The organism is Bacteroides sp. OM08-11, from assembly GCF_003438665.1.
Lineage (GTDB): Bacteria > Bacteroidota > Bacteroidia > Bacteroidales > Bacteroidaceae > Bacteroides > Bacteroides cutis.
The window spans coordinates 1-2,830 of record NZ_QSTJ01000015.1 but is presented as its reverse complement, the minus strand read 5'-3'; the positions used below and the strand labels follow the sequence as shown (position 1 = coordinate 2,830).

The following is a 2,830-nucleotide window of genomic DNA, read 5'->3' as shown; positions in this document are numbered from 1 at the left end:
CCGCCCCCAAAGGGGGAGCGACCAAACGGCAGCTTCACTCAATGGAGTGTTACAGTTCATCAAAACCAAGTGATAACTGTCGTTTCTCTGCTTCTTCTTTCTTTTGGGCAGCTAAAGTCTTTTTCCGAACGTATGTTTTTGTAAATGAAACCCTATCCCCATTAAAGACAATCAACGGATTAATGAACCAATTATATTCGTTTGGACCTCTTGCTATGATTTCACTTTGTACGAGCTCTGCCAATCCTTTGTATATGGCTTTGTCTGATTTGTATTGGGTGTATTCTAAGCATTTTCGCCTATCGAAAATTATCATATCATTCTTAGGCTTCATGCAAGTTAGAATATACCCGAAAACCCGAATAGCTGATTGTGATAGATTGAAAAAAGCGGCAAAATTCGCAAGGTATAGTTTTGCAAATTGCTCTTCATCTACTTCTATTTGTCGGATAAACGAGGTTTTGAATACTTCTCCTGTATCTGTATCAGCAACAGCAACTACAGCTTTTTTATCACTTCCCGTACTACTTTTGTATTTCTTAACAACGTGATTTTCAATCCCTTCAATTGCTTGTTTCATAAAGGGGTTTTCTTCGTTTTTTTGAAAATCGGTTAATTTGAGTACTTTCTTATTTTCCATAAACATTCTATTTAGGCAAATTTGACTTTCTATATATCGGTGAAAAAGTATAATTTGATTTTCCACAAAGGAATATTTAAATTTCCATTAATACAATAAAAAAGCAAAATATATTTTCCTTTTTAACATCTAATAGGAAAGAGTGACTTTCTAATATGGAAAATCAGATTTTCCAATATGGAAAATACCCTATATTGAGTATCAACTACTTAACTTATTCTATTTCTTAAGTTCTTATTATACCCTAAAAACGGCATATAATCAACTACTTAAAAAATCATCGGTCGGGGAGCGCCCAGCGGCAAGGGGCGGGACCACCCGTCCCGACGAGCGCCCACACCATAAACTTTTTTTCGAATAAGCACACAACCGTTTTTCGAACCCTGCAAAATTTCTTCCGAACCCGAACGGCGTAACACTCCATTGAGTGAAGCTGCCGTTTGGTCGCTCCCCCTTTGGGGGCGGGGGGGGTTACATACCCATGCCGAAACCTCTGCTTCTGGTGATTTGCTTGAGTAGGTCTTTCCCCTCTTCCATAGCTTTTGATATGTTTGGGAAATGATGCCTTAAAGCCTCCAGTTGTTCGGAATTGAACAAGTCTTTCATCTTACCAAGTTCTTTTTTCAATTCCTTGGTTTCGGTCTTTAGTTCTTGGTTCTCCGTTCTTAGTCGGTTACTGGTTGTCCTTGCATTGTCCATTTGCTGTCTATAATACTCCTTGTCGTTCTCGGCTTTGAATACCTTTGTGCCGTTTCGCTCTTTTTCAAGTATAGCCTTTCCCAGTCTATCGGATAGCTGTTCATTTTCCCCCTCTAAAGCCTTTATTTTGGCTTTTAAGGCATCTTTTTCCCTATCGTTAACCGTTTTCCCTATCAAGCCGTAAAACTTCTCTGAAGCCTTAGAAATGAGTTTTTGGACGTTTTTCTTTGTTTCAATGGAACGTAGTTCTTTCTGAAGCTGAAGAAGCTGGTTTTGCACGTCCTTGTGCTTGTCTAACGCACTGGATATATCGTTGGATAGTTCCTGAAGCTGTTCTTTCGCACATTCGGTCTTGTACTGCATAGCCGATAAGTGTTTGCGATCAGAAGAAACACCACGTTCCATGCCCAGTGCTTCAGATGCTATGGTTTGGAGTTCTGCCATGTCATCACGCGATAAACGCACACTCTTCCCGTTCGGCTGCGTCCAATCGAAAACTACATGGGCGTGAAGGTTAGGTGTCCATTGCTTTGCGTTCATGTATCCTTCGTCCTTGTGTATATGGATTTGAAACGCTTCAATACCGAAACGTTCCTTGCAGACCGCAGCGAATTGCTGGAGTTCCTGCATGGTGGTTTCTTGCTTGATTACTATTACCCCCTCCCGTATGGGTGCTGCTTTAGTCTGCATCTTCTGCCCAACCGTATCGAAATATCTCTGTTTCGCACTCTCCAGCCGATGGGAGATGCTATCTCCAACCCAGCTTTCATTCAAATGACTAAGTTCCGGACGAACATAGTCCAACTCTTTTTCCCTAAAGTTGTGAATCTCGCTCCCCGGCTTCACTGCTTGTACATGAATACTTGTTGCTCCCATAAGTTAACATTTTTGTGACAATCGATAACAGCCGGTGACAGCCGGCTGACAGGGGGTTAAGGGGGCTTGTCCCCTTACACACGTACCCTTTAGGGTGCTAGTGTGCTATCACCATACTGCATAGGTGCGAAGTTAGTGAATGTTTTGTAAATGCACAAATAAAGGGGAAAACATTTGGATTTGCGACAATAAAGTACTACCTTTGTTGCTGACCAAACGGTAGCTGACCGATACGGGAGAGTTACCAAAATACAAGCCGCTGGAGTTAATTGACGGACATCCGACATCCCCAGCGGCTTTATTTTTGCCTATCTGCTTCGTCTAGGCATACCAGTACCTCTACTAAAAATGTACTTCAAAGATACTTATTTTCTACCGACTTGATAGTTTTTACCCCATATTCTTGGACATTTTTCCCCCATGAGGTTATCTTTGTAGGGTGAAAGAGAAACCCATAAACGGGGATAGATTGAATGCTGGGAAGCATAAACAATCGGGGTAAGGTTAGCGAACCTTGCCTTTCATCCCCCATTATAACTTTACATAGAGGAACTTTATCTATCCCCCCCCGCCCCCAAAGGGGGAGCGACCAAACGGCAGCTTCACTCAATGGAG

3 protein-coding genes are annotated in these 2,830 nt (G+C 41.9%); all 3 read right to left on the bottom strand.

Annotated elements, in window-relative coordinates; genetic code table 11:
- Nucleotides 1-49 precede the first annotated feature (49 nt).
- Nucleotides 50-640 carry a hypothetical protein gene (locus DXC10_RS16150; protein WP_008670455.1) on the bottom strand — a complete coding sequence of 197 codons (591 nt, stop codon included), beginning with the start codon at nucleotides 638-640 and terminating at the stop codon, nucleotides 50-52.
- Between the two features lie 471 nt (nucleotides 641-1,111).
- Nucleotides 1,112-2,215 carry a plasmid recombination protein gene (locus tag DXC10_RS16145; protein WP_007572070.1) on the bottom strand — a complete coding sequence of 368 codons (1,104 nt, stop codon included), beginning with the start codon at nucleotides 2,213-2,215 and terminating at the stop codon, nucleotides 1,112-1,114.
- Nucleotides 2,216-2,570: 355 nt separating this feature from the next.
- Nucleotides 2,571-2,830, bottom strand: a 260-nt coding sequence (locus DXC10_RS16610) for a hypothetical protein (protein ID WP_117713413.1), incomplete at its 5' end; no start/stop codon positions are given.

Bases quoted from the DNA above. Each gene is read 5' to 3' on its own strand.
- DXC10_RS16150 (WP_008670455.1), bottom strand. From the start codon at position 640: ATGGAAAATAAGAAAGTACTCAAATTAACCGATTTTCAAAAAAACGAA.
- DXC10_RS16145 (WP_007572070.1), bottom strand. From the start codon at position 2,215: ATGGGAGCAACAAGTATTCATGTACAAGCAGTGAAGCCGGGGAGCGAG.